Here is a 14,963-nt window from a genome sequence, read left to right on the forward strand (position 1 = left end):
CGACGAGAAGTGTACCGGGTGCCGGAGGGTGGTCCGGAACCCGATTCAGAGCCGGCGGACCAGCGCGTCGGCGAACACGTCGACCGACCCGGGCGCGTAGCCGAAGAAGAACGACGGCTCGGTCAGCTCGACCTCGAGCACCACGGGCCGGCCCGCGTCGTCGGGGATGAGGTCGACGCGCGCGTACAGCAGCGGGTTGCCGTGCTCCGGGAAGATCTCCCCCAGCGCCGCGACCACGCCGTCCCCGAGCTCGCGCTCGGCGTCGCTCGCCTCGCGCGCCGACATGACCTCGCGGCGGTACAGCACGCCGTCGGTGTCGCCCTCGCGGTACGGGCCCTCGAGCAGCGCACCCTTGCGGACCGCGTGGCTGAACCGACCGTCGACGTACACCAGCGCCGTCTCGCCGACGGTGTCGACCTGCTTGAGGTAGCGCTGGATCATCACGTGCCGCCCGACGCCGAGCAGGTTCTTGGCGTGCCGGATGGCGAGCGCGCGGGACGGCGTCTCGTCGGCCTGGTAGCGGCCGGTGTCGCGCGAGCCGGCGCTCACGGTGGGCTTGACGACGAAGTCGCCGAAGGCCGGGAACCGGGTGTGGATCGCGCGGGCGTCGAAGTTGCGCTCGGGGTCGAGCCAGATCGTCGGGACGATCGGCAGGCCGCGCTGCTCGAGGTCGCGCAGGTACGTCTTGTCGATGTTCCAGACGACGACGTCGGCGGGGTTGAGCAGCACGCTCGACCGGCCGACGCGGCGCGTCCACTCGGTGAACAGACGCGGCCGCTCGGTGTAGTCCCACGTGGAGCGGATCAGCACGTGCGAGTAGGTGGACCAGTCGACCGTCGGGTCGTCCCAGACGACGACGTCGGTCGCGACGCCTCGCGCGAGCAGCGCCTCGCGCAGCGGCTGGTCGTCGGGGTCCAGGTCCGGGAGCGCGGAGCAGGTCGCGATGGCGAGCCGGGCTGTCGTGGGCGTGGTCACGTCGGCAGCGTACCGACGGGGTCGCCACCCGTCGCCGCGTCGGCGGACCCGTCCGGCACGCGGTCGGTGCCGGTCTCGTCGGCGGGAGCCTCGTCCGTGACCCGCCGCAGGGCGCGCAGGACCGTCGCGACGGACGCCGACCCGACCACGCGGTCGCCGTCCCGCACCGGCACGCGGCTCTCGGCCCCGGCGTCGGGGGTGGCCAGGATCGTCGCGAGCACGTCGCCGAGCTCGTCGCCGACCGCGACCGACGCACCGCGTCCGGCGCCCCTGGTGGCGTCCTTCGTGAGCCGGGCTGGGTCGACCCCGCCCGGGGGGTCGACCGGAGGCGCGTCGAGGTCCGCCTGCGCGAGCGTGCCCAGGGCCAGCAGCCGGGCCAGCCGGCCGCGTCCGACGAGGTCCGCCACGGCGTCGGTCGCGGGCCGCGCGACGACGTCGAGGGGCGACGCGAGCTGCTCGACGTGCGCACCCGCGGACAGCACGGCGACGCGGTCGCCCATCCTGACCGCCTCGTCGATGTCGTGCGTGACGAGCATCACCGTCGTGCCGACCTCGCGCTGGATGCGTGCGAACTCGGTCTGGAGGCGGCGACGACCGACGGGGTCGACCGCGCCGAACGGCTCGTCCATGAGCAGCACGGGCGGGTCGGTCGCGAGCGCACGCGCCACGCCGATCCGCTGCCGCTCGCCGCCCGAGAGCTCGTGCGGGTAACGGCGCGCGTACTTCGCCGGGTCGAGGCCGACCAGGGCGAGCAGCTCGTCGACGCGGGCCGCGGTGCGGCGGCGGTCCCAGCCGAGCAGGCGCGGGACGGTCGCGACGTTCTGCGCGACGGTGCGGTGCGGGAACAGGCCGACGTCCTGGATCACGTAGCCGATGCGCCGCCGCAGGGCGACGGGGTCGGCGTGCGTGACGTCGTCGCCCTCGAGCAGGATGCGCCCCGACGTCGGCTCGACGAGCCGGTTGGCCATCCGCAGCGTCGTCGACTTGCCGCAGCCGCTCGGTCCGACCAGGACCAGCACCTCCCCCGGCCGGACGTCGAGGGAGAGGTCGTCGACGGCGGCACCGCCGCGGCCGTGGGCGGCGGGGTACTCCTTGCGCACGTGCTCGAACGCGATGGCGGGCTGGACCACCCCCCGGACGCTACTGCCCAGGTCCGACGCCCGCCTCCCCCGGGCGTCGGCGCAGGTCGGCACAGGTCGGCGCAGCGGTCGCGCACCGGACGCCGGGTGCGCCTGTCGGTGGTGGCGGTTACCGTCGGCGGATGCTGTCAGCAGCACAGCCCGACAACCCGTGGTTCTCGTGGGAGTACCTGCAGCGCAACGCCGACGACGTCCTCGGTGCGCTCGGGCAGCACGCGTCCCTCACCGTCCAGGCTGTCGTCCTCGCCTCTCTCGTCGCGCTCCCCCTGGGTGCGTGGGCGCACGTGCGCCCACGCTGGGCGGGTCCGGTGCTCGGCGTCGCGGGCGTGCTCTACACGATCCCCTCGCTCGCGCTGTTCGCGGTCCTCGCGCCCTACACGGGCATCGAGCGCACGACCGTCCTCATCGGGCTCGTCGTGTACGCGCTGCTCGTGCTCACGCGCAACGTCGTCGTCGGGCTCGAGGGCGTCGACCCCGCGGTGCGTGACGCCGCGCGGGGCATGGGCTACGGGCGGGCGCGGCTGCTGCTGACCGTCGAGCTGCCGAACGCGCTGCCCAGCATCGTCGCGGGCCTGCGGCTGGCGACGGTCACGACCGTCGCGCTCGTGACCGTCGGGGTCGTCGTCGGCTACGGCGGGCTCGGGCAGCTGATGTTCCGGGGCTTCCGCTCCAACTACCACGCCGAGATCATGACGGCGACGGTGCTGTGCCTGCTGCTGGCCCTCGTGTGCGACCTCGTCCTGGCCGGCGTGGGGCGGCTCGTCACGCCGTGGGCGCGCACGGCACGGCCGGTCTGAGGGGGCGACGCGTGGAGATCCTGGCCGAGGCGTTCGCCTGGCTCAACGACCCGCTCAACTGGACGGGCCGCAACGGCGTGCTCGCGCTCACGTGGGCGCACGTCGTGGTGTCGGTGCAGGCGGTGCTCCTCGCAGCGGTCGTCGCGCTCCCCGTGGGGCTGTGGCTCGGGCACCGCGGGCGCGGCGCGACCGTCGGCGTGGTCGTCGCGAACACCACGCGCGCGCTGCCGACGCTCGCCCTGCTCACGCTGCTCGCCGCGAGCGGCCTGTTCGGCAACCCCGCGACGGTCATCGCGTGCGCGGTGTTCGCGGTGCCGCCCCTGCTGTCCGGTGCCGTCACGGGCCTCGGCGAGGTCGACCCGGGCGTCCGGGACGCCGCGCGCGGGGTCGGCATGTCGGGCACGCGGCGGCTCTGGGCCGTGGAGCTCCCGCTCGCCGTGCCGCTCCTCGCCGCAGGCGTCCGCACCGGGGCCGTCCAGGTGCTCGCGACCGTGCCGCTCGCGGCGCTCGTGGGCGGGCGGAGCCTCGGCACGATCGTCGTCACCGGGTTCGGCACGCAGCGCTACGGGCAGGTGCTCGCGGGCGGGCTGCTCGTCGCGGCGCTGTGCCTCGTCGCCGAGGGGCTGCTCGCGCTCGCGCAGCGCGCGGTCACGCCCGCCGGCCTGCGGTCCCGCGACCGCGCCGCACGGCCGACCCGGACCCGACGCGGACGACCACGTGACGCGGACCACGGTCCCGCTGCCCCGCTTGCCGCCGCCACCCCCGACCTGTCCAATGAACCAGCCCCCTCGAGATGACCCGCTCCGCACCCTCGACCAGCGGGGGCACCCACCCGTGACCGTCGTCAACAGACGTCAGGAGACCGCCATGCGCACGACCCGTCCCGCCCGTCTCGCGATCCTCGCCACCGCCGTGCTCGTGCTCGGCGCGTGCGGCACGCCCGGCTCAGGGGGCGGCGAGGCCGACCCCACGTCGTCGGGGACCTCCGGCAAGGCCGTCTGCGACCCCGTCGCGGGTGAGCAGCTCGTCGTCCTCGAGGACGACCAGGGCCTGCAGAACGCCGACAACGTGATCCCCGCGGTCAACGCGGGCGTGGCGCAGCAGAGCCCCGCGGTGATCGAGCTGCTCGACAGCGTGTCCGCCGCGCTCGACACCGACAAGCTCATCGACCTCAACAAGGCGGTCGACATCGACCGCCGCACGTCGAGCGAGGTCGCGAAGGAGTTCGTCGCCGACGAGGGCCTCGCCGCGAGCGACGCGTCCGCGGGCGCGGGCCAGTCCCTCGTCGTGGGCGCCGCGAACTTCTCCGAGAGCGCGACCCTCGCCGAGATCTACGGCGAGGTGCTGCGGTCCGCCGGCTACCAGGTCGAGGTCCGCACGATCGGCAACCGCGACACGTACCTGCCGGCGCTCGTCGACGGCACGCTGTCGACGGTGCCCGAGTACGCGGCGACCCTCGCCGACTTCCTCAACGCCAAGGTCAACGGTGCCGACGCACCGTCGGTGTCGAGCGACGACGTCGACGAGACCGTCGCAGCGCTCACTCCCCTCGCGGAGCAGTCGGGCCTGGCCGTCGGCAAGCCGTCGGCCGCGCAGGACCAGAACGCGTTCGCCGTGACGAAGGCCTTCGCCGACGAGCACGAGGTCACCACGCTGAGCGAGCTCGCCGAGGCGTGCGGCGGGCTCGTCCTCGCCGGCCCGCCCGAGTGCCCCGAGCGCCCGTTCTGCCAGCCGGGTCTCGAGGAGACGTACGGCATGGAGATCGGCGAGTTCAAGTCGTACGACTTCGGCCTGATCGGCGCCGCGGTGCGCCAGGGTGACGCGGCGATCGGCCTCGTGCTGTCGAGCGACGGCTCGCTCGCGACCGACTGATCCCGCACGACCCACGCGACGACGGCCCTGTCGGCGAGCGGCTCAGCCCGCCGCCGACGGGGCCGTCGTCGCATGACCGTCGCCGCGCGGGCATCGTCGCGGGGCCGTCGTGGCGCGGCCGTCGTCGTCGGACCGTCGTCGCGCGGCCGTCGTCGTCGGACCGTCGTCGGGTGCGACCGCCTCGTCAGAGGCCCGCGGCCTCGAGGAGCCGCAGCCACACCTCGGAGACCGTCGGGTACGACGGCACGGCGTGCCACAGGCGGTCGAGCGGGACCTCGCCGACGACGGCGATCGTCGCGGCGTGCAGCATCTCCGCGGCGTCGGGGCCTACGAACGTCGCGCCCACGACCACGCCGCGCGCCTGGTCGACGACGAGCTGCGCGGCGCCCGGGTAGTCCGCGGAGGCGACCGACGCACCCGCGACATCCGCGAGGTCGTACCGCAGGACCCGCACGTCGATCCCGTCGCGGCGCGCCTGCGCCTCCGTGCGGCCGACCCACGCGACCTCGGGCCGGCTGAACACGACCTGCGGGACGGCGGCTACGTCGGCCGTCGCGCGGTAGCGGGTCCACGGCGCGGCGTCCCGTTCGGCGCGCGGTCCGCCGTCCGCGTCGGCGCCGTCCGGGTGGAAGCGCGCGGCGACGACGTCGCCCACGACCCGCGCGTCGTACTTGCCCTGGTGCGTGGTCGCGGTGCGGCCGGTCACGTCGCCCGCCGCGAACAGCCAGCCGTCGTCGACGCCGACGACCTGCAGCGCGTCGTCGACGTGCAGCTGCTCCCCGGGCGTGAGGCCGACGGTCTCGAGACCGAGCTGCCCGGTGCGGGGTCGGCGCCCGGTCGCGACGAGCACCTCGGACGCGTGCACGACGCTCGCGTCGGGGTGCGGGCCGCCCGAGGCCGCGCCGATCTCGAGGTGCACGCCGCCGTCGTCGCGCCGGACCGCCGTCGTCTCGGCGTGCAGCAGGACGCGCACGCCGGCGGCGCGCAGGTCGTCGGCCACGGCCTCGCCCGCGAACGGCTCGGCGTTGCCGAGCAGCCGGCCGCCCCGCACGACGATCGTCACCTCGGAGCCGAGGTCCGCGTAGGCGCGCGCCATCTCGACGCCGACGACACCGCCGCCGAGCACCGCGAGCCGCGCCGGGACCTCGCGGGCGGCGGTCGCCTCGCGGCTCGTCCAGAATCCCGCATCGGCCAGCCCGGGGACGTCGGGCACGACGGGCTCCGACCCGGTCGCGAGCACGACCGCGTGCCGCGCGCGTACCTCGGTCTCGGTCTCGCCCGAGACGAGCAGGGTGCGCGGACCGGTGAGCCGCGCGTGGCCGCGCAGCAGCGTGAGCCCGACCGACTCGACCCAGGACACCTGGCTGGAGTCGTCCCAGTGGTGCACGATCTCGTCGCGCCGGGCGAGCACCGCTGCGGCGTCCACCGTGGCGTCCGCGACGGCGTCCTTCGCGCCGGGCACGCCACGCGCCGCTGCGAGGACCGCGCCCGCGCGCAGCAGCACCTTGGACGGCATGCACGCCCAGTAGGAGCACTCGCCCCCGACGAGCGCGTGCTCCACGAGCGCCACGCTCAACCCGGTGCGGCTCGCGCGGTCGGCGACGTTCTCGCCGACCGCGCCGCCGCCCACCACCACGACGTCGAACTCCTGCTGACTCGGCATCGCCCCATCGTGGCGGCCCGCGGCCCCGTCCGCAGGTTGCGGGGTCGTCGGCGTGTCCGTCCTGGGTGCTTTCGTCCGGACCGCGCTGCTACGTTCGCACCGAGGGTCCGCCGGAGACGGCAACCAGCCGTGAGCTCCCGGCGTCGACGACGGAGGGGCGACGTGAGCGAGACATCCCAGGGTAGTGGTGCGCTCGGACCGATCCACGGGCGACCGAGCTTCCGCGAGCAGTTCGACAGGTCCAGGTTCCCCGAGCACGGCCTCGGCTCCGACGAGGTCTACGAGCTCCTGCACACGGGGCTCATGCTCGACGGGCGCGAGACGCTCAACCTCGCGTCGTTCGTCACCACGTGGATGGAGCCGCAGGCCGAGCAGCTCATCCACGACTCGCTGCGCAAGAACCACATCGACCACGAGGAGTACCCGGCGGCGTCGCTCGTCGAGGAGGCCTGCGTGCACATGCTGGGCGACCTCTTCCACGCGCCGGACCCGGCGAAGGTCGTGGGTGTCGCGACGATCGGGTCGTCCGAGGCGATCATGCTCGGGCTGCTCGCCCACAAGCGCGCCTGGCGGCACCGGCAGCTCGCGGCGGGCCGTCCCACGGACCGGCCGAACGTGGTGTTCGGCGCCGAGACGCACGTCGTGTGGGACAAGTTCGCCAACTACTTCGACGTCGAGATGCGCAAGATCCCCATGCGGTCCGACCGCTACGTGCTGAGCGCGGCGGACGTCGAGGCTCAGGTCGACGAGAACACCATCGCGGTGGGTGCGGTGCTGGGGACGACGCACATCGGCGAGGCCGACCCGATCGAGGAGATCAACGACCTGCTCGTGCGGATCAAGGCCGAGCGGGGCTGGGACATCCCCCTGCACGTCGACGGCGCGAGCGGTGCGTTCGTGGCCCCGTTCGCCGAGCCGGACCTGCGGTGGGACTTCCGCCTCGAGCAGGTGGCGTCGATCAACGCGTCGGGGCACAAGTACGGGCTCGTGTACCCCGGCGTCGGCTGGCTGATCTTCCGCGACGCGTCGCGGCTGCCCGAGGACCTGGTGTTCAGCGTCAACTACCTGGGCGGGGCGCAGCCGACGTACACGTTCAACTTCTCGCGCGGGTCCGCGATGATCCAGGCGCAGATGTACAACTTCCTGCGGCTCGGCCGGGACGGGTACACCGCGATCGTCGAGACCATGCTGGCCAACGCGCGCCACCTCAACGAGGCGCTCAAGGCCTCGGGCCGGTTCGAGATCCTCAACCCGGGGCTCGCCGAGCCGGTCGTGACGTTCCGCCTCAAGGACGACCCGGGCTTCGACGTCTACCACCTGTCCGCCCGGCTGCGGGAGAACGGCTGGATCGTGCCCGCCTACAGCCTCCCGGCCGACGCGCAGGACGTGCACCTCATGCGCGTCGTCGTCCGGCTCGACCTCAGCCGGACGATGATCGAGATGCTCCTGCGCGACCTCGACCACGCCTGGGAGTCGCTCGCCGCCGAGCAGCCCACCGCCCGTCCCGCCCCCAAGCCGGACGTCTGGACCGCACCCGACAAGGCCGCCGCGCACGCGAAGGCCCGCACCGGTCTGCGGGCGTGACGCGCACCTCGGCGCTGCCCGACCTGCCGGACGGCTGGACCGCGGTCGACACCCGCGGTCCGGGTCCGTTCGTCACGCACGCCGTCCTGCGGCGTCCGGACGGCGCCGAGGTGGAGTGGACGTCGCGGCGGCACCGCAAAGGACTGGGTCTGCGGGCACGCGCAGCGGCGGCACCGGGTCCCGCGGGCCCTGCCACGGCCCCGACCCCGACCGGCGTGGCCCTCGCCCCGGCACCGGCGGACACGGGGAGACGCCACGGGGCCGACGCGTGGAGCTGGTGGATCGGCGCGCTCTTCGCGATCGGCTCGGTGTGCTTCGCGCTCGGGTCCGTGCCGGCGTACGTCGAGGCCGTCGCACCGGCCGTCACGGCGTGGACGTTCGCGGTCGGGTCGGTGTTCTTCACGAGCGCCGCGTACCTGCAGTACGACGAGGCGGCGCGCGCACCGCGGGACCTCCTCGCGACCGCGCCACCACGCAGCCGGCTCGCGGCGCTCGTGGGCTTCCGGGCGGACCGCATCGACCTGTGGGCGTCCGCCGTGCAGCTGGTCGGCACGGTGCTGTTCAACGTCAGCACGTTCAGCGCGACCCGCACGGGTCTCGCGGTCGCGGGCGACAAGACGCTCGCGTGGGCACCTGACGTGCTCGGGTCCGTGTGCTTCCTCGTCGCGAGCTGGTTCGCGTACGCGGAGGTCAACCGGGGCGTCCTACCCCGCCCGGACCGGTCGGTCGGGTGGACGATCGCGGCGCTCAACATGGCCGGCTCGGTCGCGTTCGGCGTCGCCGCCGTCGCGGCCCGGTACCTGCACGGCACGGACGAGATGGCGAACGTCGCGCTCGTCAACGCCGGGACGTTCGTCGGCGCGGTGTGCTTCCTCGGCGGGGCCGTGCTGCTGCCGGTCGAGTCGGCGCGCGACCGCACACCCGCAGCGGCCCCGAGCGCACCCGTCCCGCACGACGAAGGCCCCTCACCGACCGTGCGGTGAAGGGCCTTCGTGCTGGTGCGCCATCAGGGACTCGAACCCCGAACCCGCTGATTAAGAGTCAGCTGCTCTGCCAATTGAGCTAATGGCGCGCGGTTGAGAACGTTAGCAGCCGTCCGGCCTGGGAAGCCAATCGGATCCGGCCGGCGTGACGACCGTCACGCGACGTCAGGAACGGCCGTCCCCGCTCGCCTGCGGGGTGCCGTTCTCCGGCTGCCACCACTCCTCCTCCGGCAGACCCTCCTTCTCGAGGATCTCCTGCGACGGCATGGCCTCGGCGGCCGTCAGGTCGGCGATGAGGGTGAGCGGCACGTGCGCCTCGAGCAGCTCGCGGACACGCTCGGCGTCGGGCACGGCGAGGGTCTCGGGGGTGTCGTCGCTCATCGGGGGCTCCTGGGTGTTCCTCGGTCAGGCGTCCGGCTGTCTCCATGGCACACCACGGGACCGCGTCGTGCAAGGTCGGTGTCCTGGTTCCGCAGGATCGTCACAGGTACAGACCGGTGCCCTCACCGGAGCCACGGTCGGTCGCGACCGCGTGCACGTCCTTCTCGCGCAGCAGCAGGTACGTCGCGCCCGCCAGCTCGACCTCGGCGCGGTCCTCGGGGTCGAACAGGACGCGGTCTCCCAGCTCGACCTGGCGCACGTGCTGGCCGACCGCCACGACCGACGCCCACGCGAGCCGCTTGCCGACCGCCGCGGTCGCCGGGATGACGATGCCCGCGGACGACCGGCGCTCGGCGGGGTCGCCGTCGACGGACACGAGGAGGCGGTCGTTGAGCATGCGGATCGGCAGCCCGGCACGGGCGTCGGGAGCGGGAGCGGTCACCCGCACGACGCTACCCTGCGCGCGACGTAGGCTGACCGCGGCGTCGACCGGCCGACGCCTCCCCTGCGACCACCGGAGCGTCCTCGTGCCTCGTCTCGCCGTCGGCGACCTCGCCCCCGACTTCACGCTGCCCACCGCGGACGGCGGCAGCGTCACGCTGTCCGACCTGCGCGGCGAGCACGTCGTCGTGTACTTCTACCCGGCCGCGATGACGCCCGGCTGCACGACGCAGGCGTGCGACTTCCGCGACTCGCTCGCGTCGCTGCAGGGTGCCGGGTACAAGGTCGTCGGCGTCTCCCCCGACCCGGTCGACAAGCTCGCGGCGTTCGCCGAGGCGGAGCACCTGACGTTCCCGCTCGCGTCGGACACCGAGCGGGCCGTGCTCGAGGCGTGGGGCGCGTGGGGCGAGAAGTCGCTCTACGGCAAGACGGTGACCGGAGTGATCCGTTCGACGGTCGTCGTCGACCCCGAGGGCAAGGTCGAGCTCGCGCAGTACAACGTGAAGGCGACCGGCCACGTCGCGAAGCTGCGCCGGGACCTGAAGATCGCCTGACGACCGCCGACCGGGGCACCGGGCCGCGCGCCCGCCCGGCGACCCCCGGGACGCGCGCGGCGGGTGTGCCACACTCGGCGCGCGGGAGTGGTGAAACGGTAGCCACGCCAGGTTTAGGTCCTGGTGCCCGAGAGGGCGTGCGGGTTCGAGTCCCGTCTCCCGCACCACGACGACGGCCCGGCACCGGGGAGGATCCCGGTGCCGGGCCGTGGTGCGTCCGGCGTCAGCTCGCGGCGCGCAGCGGCAGACGGACCACCGAGTCGGCGAGGCGCACCGTCGACGGGCCCGAGCCGATCGCGTTCCACACCGCGACGCGCACCGTGCCGTTCGTCAGCCGCCCCAGCGTGCCGGTGACGCGCTCCGTCCCGACGGCCTCGGTGTACCGCTCGACGCCCGGCACGGGGTCGGTCGCGAAGTAGCGGTAGACCTCGACCCGGTCCCACGTGCCGTCGCCCGTCAGGTCGTACGAGACCGACACGCGCGTGCCGTTCCCGACGACGCCGCCCGCGTCGAGCGCGAGGTCGAACCGGGTCCCCGCGGTCGTCGGGCTGCCGCTGACCCCGTCGATCGTCGCGACGACCGCGTCGGCCGGCTCGGTCACGGTGTCGATGCCCGCGGCGCGCGGGATCGTCACCGTCGCCGGTGACGTCACCGGGCTGGTCACGAGCCCGCCGTCGCCGTCGAGGTAGAGCGTCGACGCGTCCGAGGGCGGCACCGTCGGCGTCGGCGTCGGCGTCGGCGTCGGCTTCGGCGTGGGCGTGACCGTCGGGGTGGGTGTCGGGGTCGGCGTGGCCGTCGGGGTCGGGGTGGGCGTCGTCGTCGGACCACCCGGCCCGTTGCCGCCGCTCCACGTGTGCGCACCCGACGTCACGGTCCGCCCGGCCGGGACGCGCAGCGTCGTGCCGTCGGAGAACCGCACGGTCAGCGTCGTCGCGGTGACGTTCGACGCCACGTACGTCCGGCCGCCCGACCCGCGGAACACCGCGGCCAGCGGGTGGTCGGCGCGGACCGTCGCGTCGAGCGTCCCGAGCGCCGCCAGGTTGGCGACCCAGTGGAACGTGTGCGCGCGGGACTCGCCCTCCTCGACCGAGTAGCCGGGGTTCGCCTGGAGCTCCCGGAGCGCGGCGGGCCCGTCGCCGAGCGCGAGGTAGCTCCACAGGATGTCCTGCCAGACGGTCGGCGGCCCGCCGTTGACGCGGACGAGCTCGGCGTAGTTGGCGCGCACGTCGTCGGGACGCAGCCCGAGGTAGAGGTGCCCGCCCGTGATGGGCAGGGTGTTGATGCCCTGGATCATCTCCGCCTCGCCGCTGAACCACGTCGCGTACGCCCCGCCGTCGCCCCAGATCATGCCGACGGTGGTGTGCCCGAACCCGTCGGGGATCGCCTCGGCACGGTCGAACCAGTACTCCTGGATCGCGGCGGCCTGCGTCGCGTAGAGGTACGCGCCCGCCTCGCGGACGGACTGGCGTCCCGTGGCCTCGCCCCACTGGACGAGCGCCGCGGCGAAGTTCATGCCCTCGGAGCTCGACTCCTGGTTGTTGCCGGCCGCGAAGGCGCCGTGACCCGACGCCCAGTCGTGCCCGGCGTACGGGTCGAAGTCGCGCAGGAACGGGAACCGCTCCTCCGACCGGTCGTAGCCGTTGGCGTCGCGCACGAGCACGTCGACCATGCCGCCGTAGTCGGCCGCCCACTGCGGGTCGAACCGCGCGAGCGTCGCGGCGGCCGCGACGTAGTAGCCGTAGTGGAAGTGGTGGTCGTTGAGCTCGGTGTCGGACCCGTACGACGCGGGGTAGCCGATGAGCGTGCCCCAGCGCGCGTCGTAGGCGAACACACGCTCGGTCTTGCCGCCTGTCGCGGTGAACCAGTCGGTGAGCGTCGTACGCATCGCGCGGAGCGTGCGGTCCCGCACGTCGGTGCGGCCGAGCTGGTCGGCGATCTCGGCGATGCGGGCGGCCCGCCCGAGCGCCTTGCCGGTCCAGTAGGTGTCGGCGCGCAGGACCCCGAGGTCGTCGGTCGCGGCCTCGTCGAGCAGCGCGTCGAGCCGGTCGCGCGCGGCGCCGGTCGACGTGGCGACCGCGGGCACCTCGGGGAGGATCCCGGTGAACGGCGTCGTGGTGGTGAACGACGTCGCGCCCGTGTACGCCGTCATCGCGCCGCGCGGGGAGACGTAGGTGCCGAGCGTGCCCGTCGAGCCCGGGCCCGTCGTCGCCGTGACGTAGCGCTGCTGGTGCGGGTACAGCGCGACGACCGTGCCGCGCGACCGGCCCTGGAGCGGTTCGGTCGTGAGCGCGTACGTCGTGCGGACACGCGAGGCCGTCTCGTCGTACGACCACGACACGCGCGCGTCGGTCACCTCGTCGAACGCGTACGGCGCGAGCGCACGGGCCTGAGCGGTGCGCTGCGCGTCGGTCGACCCCGCCGCGGTCGTGAGCGCGGCGACGGCGAGGAAGCCCTGGCCGGCGAGCCCGCTGGTCAGCGTCGTGCCGGACACCGTCCAGGACGCGCCGCTCGGTGCGTACGCCACGTAGTCGCTGCCGCCCGCCGTGAAGCCGAGCGTGGACCCGTCGCGCAGCCAGACGCGCAGGTCGGCGGCCGCGGTCAGCACCGCATCGCCGCCGGTCAGGTGGTACCAGCTGATCGGCAGGCCGTGCCCGATCGTGGCGCGCAGCCGCTTGCCCCCGCTCTCCCACGACGGCGTCACGGTCCAGTCGCTCCATCCGGCGACCTCGACGACCGGCGCGCGCAGGCCGGAGACGCCGACGAGCACGTCCTGGCGGTACGGGTAGTGGAACTCGCCGATCCCGCCGGGCGTGCCGGACACCACGGTGTCACGTGTCACCGAGAGCCCGAGACCAGCCTCCGTCGGCTGGTACGAGACGGGGTGGGCGTGCAGCGGCTCGGACGCGGTGCAGTTCCACCGCTTGAACAACAGCGAGGACCACCAGTCGTTCGTCGGCAGCGGACCGGTCGGCGCGTCGTCCGTCAGGTACACGCGCGGGTCCGCCTCCAAGGCGTCGCACCCCTCGGGCGTCGGACCGGGCGGCGACGTCAGGTAGCTCCCCCGCCCCACGGGCACCGTGTCGGCCGCAGTGGCGGCCGGTGCGACGACGACCGTGCCGGCGAGCAGGCCGGCGGCGACCATGACCAGTGCGCGTGATCCCGGGCGACGCCGGTGTGGTGATGTGCTCATGTCAGCCCCTCTGGGCAGGGGTGAGCGGCACGACGTCGTGCGGCAGCCCCCTGCGTGACCGGCCGGCCGCTCCGTTGCGACCCGCCGCCACCGCTCCCCGCGCGGCCCCCTCTGGACGCGCTCGGTGTGAGAGCGGTGTCAGGAAACCGTAACCCCGGCTCCGGGCCCCGGCACGCCGGGTACGACGACGGCCCGGCCGCGGGGGTGGTCCCCCACGGCCGGGCCGTCGTCTGCGTCCTGGCTCGTCAGCGCCACGACGACCGTGCGGGGTCGTCGTGCCGGTGCGGCGGCGTCAGGCCTCGGCGCCCGCCGACTGCTCGGCGGCCGCGATCTTCTCGCGCACCTCGTCCATGTCGAGGTCCTTCACCGCGGCCACGACCTTCTCGAGCAGCGGGCCCGGCAGGGCGCCGGACTGCCGGTACACCGGCACGCCCTCGCGGAACGCCATGATCGTCGGGATCGCGGAGATCTGGAGCTGCGCCGCGATGAGCTGCTCGGCCTCGGTGTCGACCTTGGCGAACACCACGTCGGGGTGCTCCTCGGACGACTTCTCGTAGATGGGGCCGAACATCTTGCACGGTCCGCACCACTCGGCCCAGAAGTCGATGAGCACGATGTCGTTCTCGTTGATGACCTGGCCGATCGTCTCGGCCGTCAGCGTGGTCGTCGCCACGTGGCACCTCCTGGTTGTCAGGTCCGCCACCTAGAGCGCGTACGCCCCGGCCGATATTCCCGGTGCCGCCACGACCACCCGGGCGCGCGCGCCTGGCCGCGACCACCCGCGGCTCGGGGTAGAACTGCACCGTGACCGACACCGCCGAGTTCCCTCCCGGACCCGAGCGCCCCGCGGGCTGGCTCAGCCCCGAGCGCATCGCCAAGGTCCGCTCGCAGATCCCGATCCTCTACGTCGACGCCGTGCCCGTGCGCGTCGACGACTCGGGCGACGTCGTCGCCGTCGGGCTGCTGCTGCGCGTCACGCCCGAGGGCGTGATGTCGCGCGCGCTGGTCAGCGGCCGGGTCATGTACCACGAGCGCGTGCGCGATGCGCTCGTGCGGCACGTCGAGAAGGACCTCGGGCCCGTCGCGCTCCCGCAGATCCCCGCGTCGCCGCAGCCGTTCACCGTCGCCGAGTACTTCCCGACGCCGGGCGTCACGCCTTACCACGACCCGCGCCAGCACGCGGTGTCGCTCGCCTACGTCGTGCCCGTGTCCGGCGACTGCCGGCCGCAGCAGGACGCGATCGACCTCGCGTGGCTCACGCCCGAGGAGGCGTGCGCCGAGCAGGTGCAGGTCGAGATGAACGGCGGCCAGGGGCTGCTGCTGCGCCAGGCGATGGCGCACGTCGGCCGCCTGCCCTGACGGTCCGCGACGACGCAGCGGGCGC

14 protein-coding genes and 2 tRNA genes are annotated in these 14,963 nt (G+C 74.1%); 8 read left to right on the forward strand and 8 right to left on the reverse strand.

Going from position 1 to position 14,963, the window contains the following annotated elements; all coding sequences use genetic code 11:
* Positions 1–45 precede the first annotated feature (45 nt).
* The gene (locus tag KOV94_RS09865) at positions 46–975 is read right to left on the reverse strand and encodes an ATP-grasp domain-containing protein (protein ID WP_162351554.1); all 930 of its coding nucleotides are present in this window, start codon (positions 973–975) and stop codon (positions 46–48) included.
* Positions 972–2,105: an ABC transporter ATP-binding protein gene (locus KOV94_RS09870; RefSeq protein WP_124343859.1), complete on the reverse strand. Its 1,134-nt coding sequence runs from the start codon at positions 2,103–2,105 to the stop codon at positions 972–974. The genes KOV94_RS09865 and KOV94_RS09870 overlap by 4 nt, the downstream gene beginning before the upstream one ends.
* A 131-nt stretch (positions 2,106–2,236) precedes the next feature.
* Here KOV94_RS09870 and KOV94_RS09875 point away from each other — a divergent pair, with 131 nt between their 5' ends.
* From KOV94_RS09875 to KOV94_RS09885, 3 genes are all read left to right on the forward strand, one after another.
* Entirely contained in the window at positions 2,237–2,911 is a 675-nt protein-coding gene (locus KOV94_RS09875) for an ABC transporter permease (protein ID WP_124343858.1), read from the forward strand.
* An 11-nt stretch (positions 2,912–2,922) separates the two neighbouring features.
* Entirely contained in the window at positions 2,923–3,708 is a 786-nt protein-coding gene (locus KOV94_RS09880; RefSeq protein WP_124343857.1) for an ABC transporter permease, read from the forward strand.
* A gap of 70 nt (positions 3,709–3,778) precedes the next feature.
* Positions 3,779–4,783, forward strand: coding sequence for a glycine betaine ABC transporter substrate-binding protein (locus KOV94_RS09885; protein WP_124343856.1), 1,005 nt, complete (start codon positions 3,779–3,781; stop codon positions 4,781–4,783).
* Positions 4,784–4,967: 184 nt separating this feature from the next.
* Here the strand turns inward: KOV94_RS09885 and KOV94_RS09890 are convergent, their stop codons facing one another.
* A complete protein-coding gene (locus KOV94_RS09890) occupies positions 4,968–6,446 on the reverse strand; it encodes a dihydrolipoyl dehydrogenase family protein (protein ID WP_124343855.1) in 1,479 nt (492 codons plus the stop codon).
* 162 nt (positions 6,447–6,608) lie between these two features.
* Here KOV94_RS09890 and gad point away from each other — a divergent pair, with 162 nt between their 5' ends.
* Together gad and KOV94_RS21235 are read left to right on the forward strand one after the other, a co-directional pair.
* Positions 6,609–8,030, forward strand: coding sequence for a glutamate decarboxylase (gene gad, locus KOV94_RS09895; RefSeq protein ID WP_218051933.1), 1,422 nt, complete (start codon positions 6,609–6,611; stop codon positions 8,028–8,030).
* On the forward strand, positions 8,027–9,013 hold the full coding sequence (locus tag KOV94_RS21235) for a YrhK family protein (protein ID WP_218051934.1): 987 nt from the start codon (positions 8,027–8,029) through the stop codon (positions 9,011–9,013). Before gad ends, KOV94_RS21235 begins: the two co-directional genes overlap by 4 nt.
* Positions 9,014–9,026: 13 nt before the next feature.
* On the opposite strand, the gene KOV94_RS09905 is transcribed toward KOV94_RS21235, so the two are convergent.
* The 3 genes from KOV94_RS09905 to KOV94_RS09915 form a co-directional block, all read right to left on the reverse strand.
* Positions 9,027–9,102: transfer RNA gene (locus tag KOV94_RS09905), tRNA-Lys, on the reverse strand.
* A gap of 76 nt (positions 9,103–9,178) precedes the next feature.
* Complete coding sequence (locus KOV94_RS09910; RefSeq protein ID WP_218051935.1) at positions 9,179–9,394, reverse strand: hypothetical protein; 216 nt, start codon at positions 9,392–9,394, stop codon at positions 9,179–9,181.
* A 100-nt stretch (positions 9,395–9,494) separates the two neighbouring features.
* Positions 9,495–9,791 carry a GroES family chaperonin gene (locus tag KOV94_RS09915; RefSeq protein WP_124343865.1) on the reverse strand — a complete coding sequence of 99 codons (297 nt, stop codon included), beginning with the start codon at positions 9,789–9,791 and terminating at the stop codon, positions 9,495–9,497.
* A 130-nt stretch (positions 9,792–9,921) separates the two neighbouring features.
* Between KOV94_RS09915 and bcp the strand changes: the two genes are divergently transcribed.
* Complete coding sequence (gene bcp, locus KOV94_RS09920; RefSeq protein WP_162351546.1) at positions 9,922–10,389, forward strand: thioredoxin-dependent thiol peroxidase; 468 nt, start codon at positions 9,922–9,924, stop codon at positions 10,387–10,389.
* A gap of 81 nt (positions 10,390–10,470) precedes the next feature.
* Positions 10,471–10,556 (forward strand) — tRNA-Leu (locus KOV94_RS09925).
* A 56-nt stretch (positions 10,557–10,612) separates the two neighbouring features.
* On the opposite strand, the gene KOV94_RS09930 is transcribed toward KOV94_RS09925, so the two are convergent.
* Together KOV94_RS09930 and trxA are read right to left on the reverse strand one after the other, a co-directional pair.
* Positions 10,613–13,579 (reverse strand): glycosyl hydrolase, encoded by a 2,967-nt coding sequence (locus KOV94_RS09930; protein WP_218051936.1) that lies wholly within the window; start codon positions 13,577–13,579, stop codon positions 10,613–10,615.
* A gap of 292 nt (positions 13,580–13,871) precedes the next feature.
* Entirely contained in the window at positions 13,872–14,252 is a 381-nt protein-coding gene (trxA, locus tag KOV94_RS09935; protein ID WP_124344646.1) for a thioredoxin, read from the reverse strand.
* A gap of 131 nt (positions 14,253–14,383) precedes the next feature.
* Here trxA and KOV94_RS09940 point away from each other — a divergent pair, with 131 nt between their 5' ends.
* A complete protein-coding gene (locus KOV94_RS09940; protein WP_124344645.1) occupies positions 14,384–14,938 on the forward strand; it encodes an NUDIX hydrolase family protein in 555 nt (184 codons plus the stop codon).
* The last annotated feature ends 25 nt before the right edge of the window (positions 14,939–14,963 follow it).

The organism is Cellulomonas algicola, assembly GCF_019024305.1.
GTDB lineage: Bacteria > Actinomycetota > Actinomycetes > Actinomycetales > Cellulomonadaceae > Cellulomonas > Cellulomonas algicola.